This is a genomic window from Sporomusa sp., assembly GCF_057736855.1.
Genome location: NZ_JBYKYF010000387.1, coordinates 1 through 2463, shown reverse-complemented (window position 1 = coordinate 2463; position 2463 = coordinate 1). Strand labels below are relative to the sequence as shown.

Below are 2463 nucleotides of genomic sequence, written 5' to 3'. Positions count from 1 at the left end.
GTAAGCGTCAAAATACCCCCACATAGTTTCAACACTCAAGACCTGAGATAATGTTTCCGAGGGGGTATCCAATAATGGAAACAACAAAGAAGCAAGCGCGCAGAAATTATTCAGCTGCAGAGAAAAAAGAGCTACTGGAATCCTATAAAACTAGCGGTTTATCTTGTAAGCAGTGGTGCATGGAAAATGGTATTGGATTAAGTACCTTGCATCGATGGCTACAACAGGAACAGAAAAAGGAAAACTTGTATCCGGTTCAAACATGGGTTCCTGTAGTAGCCATCACAGAGGAAAAATCAGATATACTCAAGTTGCAGGTTGGTCAAATTACCATCCCGGTCACCATTAATACGGATATGCGACTCTTAGCTACTGTGCTCAAGGTAATGAAGGACCTATGCTAAAACAATCAGATTCTATACCAGTATTTCTTGCTTGTGGTGATACCGATATGCGCAAATCCATTAATGGTCTTAGCGCCATTATACAAAATAGCTTTGAATTGGATCCTTTCGATAAAGCGCTATTTGTCTTTTGCAACCGACAACGCAATCGATTAAAAATCTTAACCTGGGAAGATAATGGTTTTTGGCTGCATTTTAAGCGGTTAGAACGCGGTCATTTCAAATGGCCGACAGCTGGGGAAAGTCGCACAATGGCTCTAAGTGTAGATGAACTCTGGAACTTGATTCAAGGTCCTGGAATTGAACAGAAATTACGCCGTACTGAAGTTCGTAAAAGCCGCTAAATCCTTCTGGTTTAGTGGCTTTTCCTCTCGTTTTCCGGTATAATATTTATGTAAAAAATCGACCGGAAACGAGGGCTTTTAATGCAGACACAGGAACAATTGGAGAAAGAAATATTAGTATTAAAAGCTCGTATCCAAGAACTTGAAGCTCTCAACAATTGGTATGTCCAACAATTGAAGCTCAGTCGCCAAAAACTATTCGGACAGTCCTCCGAACGCAGCCAATATGAGGGGATGGAACAGCTCAACCTATTTAATGAAGCGGAAGCTGATCGGCAACTGTTTGCCCAAGAGCCGGATCCCGAAACAATACATCCTCCACGCAAAAAAGGTAAACGCGGTGATGCCACAAAACAACTTCCCGTGGAAGTCATCGAATATAAACTGTCGGAAGAAGAGTCAGCGTGTCCTCAATGCGGTGAAAATCTACACGTAATGAGCAAAGAAATACGTAAAGAACTAACCATTATTCCCGCTAAGGTCAAAGTCATTGAACATGTCAGCTATGTTTATAGCTGCCGCAACTGTGAGAAACATGACATTGAAACGCCGGTTATTACTGCACCAGCACCAAAGGCGCTACTGCCGAAAAGCATGGTATCGGCTGAACTTCTAGCCTATATTATGAATCAAAAATTCGTCAATGCTCTGCCGCTTTACCGCCAAGAACAGGAGTTCAAGCGGCTCAATGTCACACTATCCAGACAAAATCTATCCAATTGGGTTATCAAAGGTGCGGAGCTGTTATCCCCAATCCTAGAAGTTCTCAAACAGGATTTATTAAGCCGCGAAGTGTTGCACGCGGACGAGACCACACTTGAAGTCTTGTGTGAACCTGGCAGACCGGCACATACACAATCCTATATGTGGGTATATCGTACATCGGGTGATACCCAAAAACCGATTGTATTGTATGACTATCAGGAAGGCCGCAGTGGACGATTTGCGAAACAATATTTATCGGGATATACGGGATATCTTCAAACCGATGGCTGGAGCGGTTATCAGCAACTTGAGGAACAAGGAATTACCTTGTGTGGCTGCTGGGCACATGCCCGGAGAAAATTTAACGAAGCCCTGCTTGGTACAGGCTCCGCCAGGCCAGATATCCCTGAAGCCATAGGCCTTTCTTATTGCAATCAACTGTTTGCCATTGAAAAAAGGGCAGAACAAATGACTTCGGAAGCTAGGCATGAACTCAGGCAAAAAGAGAGCAAACCGATTGTCGAAGCGTTTTATCAATGGGTAGAAGCTTGCTGGGATAATACCTTGCCGCAAAGTTTATTGGGCAAGGCGCTTAAGTATGCCCAAAATCAGCAGAAGTATTTGCTGGCATTTTTATCCGATGGCCGTATTGAACTATCGAATAACCGAGCGGAACGCTCTATCAAGCCTTTTGTCATTGGCCGCAAAAACTGGTTGTTCTGCAATACCCCTGGAGGAGCAAAATCCTCTGCCGTGATATACAGCCTGATTCAAACAGCCGTGGAGAATGGTCTCAATCCGCAAGCCTATTTGGAATATGTCTTTAAGCAGATTCAGCAGCGAACTGATATCGGTGTTAGAAAACTACTCCCCTGGGCTGAAGGAATTCCCGAAAGTTGCAAACTGTCGGTTAAAAATTCATAGTTATACCTGTGCTGATCACCTGGTGTTTTACTTTAGCGTACATCAGGTGGTTTTTTATTTCCATGTGGTGTTGATTTGACGCTTAC

The 2463-nt window shown here is 43.5% G+C and carries 3 protein-coding genes; all 3 read left to right on the top strand.

What is annotated here, in order from left to right:
• Positions 1–74 precede the first annotated feature (74 nt).
• Positions 75–404: an IS66 family insertion sequence element accessory protein TnpA gene (tnpA, locus tag AC29Z1_RS16610; protein WP_488272565.1), complete on the top strand. Its 330-nt coding sequence runs from the start codon at positions 75–77 to the stop codon at positions 402–404.
• The gene (gene tnpB / locus AC29Z1_RS16605; protein ID WP_488272564.1) at positions 398–748 is read left to right on the top strand and encodes an IS66 family insertion sequence element accessory protein TnpB; all 351 of its coding nucleotides are present in this window, start codon (positions 398–400) and stop codon (positions 746–748) included. Before tnpA ends, tnpB begins: the two co-directional genes overlap by 7 nt.
• A gap of 81 nt (positions 749–829) precedes the next feature.
• Positions 830–2377: an IS66 family transposase gene (gene tnpC / locus AC29Z1_RS16600; protein ID WP_488272563.1), complete on the top strand. Its 1548-nt coding sequence runs from the start codon at positions 830–832 to the stop codon at positions 2375–2377.
• The last annotated feature ends 86 nt before the right edge of the window (positions 2378–2463 follow it).

Coding starts and splice junctions, on each gene's coding strand:
- tnpA (WP_488272565.1), top strand. CDS start 75: ATGGAAACAACAAAGAAGCAAGCGCGCAGAAATTATTCAGCTGCAGAG.
- tnpB (WP_488272564.1), top strand. CDS start 398: ATGCTAAAACAATCAGATTCTATACCAGTATTTCTTGCTTGTGGTGAT.
- tnpC (WP_488272563.1), top strand. CDS start 830: ATGCAGACACAGGAACAATTGGAGAAAGAAATATTAGTATTAAAAGCT.